Here is a 277-nt window from a genome sequence, read left to right on the forward strand (position 1 = left end):
CACGGTCCAGACTCCTACGGGAGGCAGCAGTGGGGAATATTGCACAATGGGCGCAAGCCTGATGCAGCCATGCCGCGTGTATGAAGAAGGCCTTCGGGTTGTAAAGTACTTTCAGCGAGGAGGAAGGCGTTGCGGTTAATAACCGCAGCGATTGACGTTACTCGCAGAAGAAGCACCGGCTAACTCCGTGCCAGCAGCCGCGGTAATACGGAGGGTGCAAGCGTTAATCGGAATTACTGGGCGTAAAGCGCACGCAGGCGGTCTGTCAAGTCGGATG

General features: G+C 56.7%; 1 rRNA gene. It reads left to right on the forward strand.

Annotated features, from left to right (window positions below):
- A 16S ribosomal RNA gene (locus NNO02_RS23650) occupies positions 1–277 on the forward strand; the annotation flags it as partial.

Origin of the sequence: Citrobacter sp. Awk 2 (genome assembly GCF_028069815.1) — a bacterium.
Lineage (GTDB): Bacteria > Pseudomonadota > Gammaproteobacteria > Enterobacterales > Enterobacteriaceae > Citrobacter.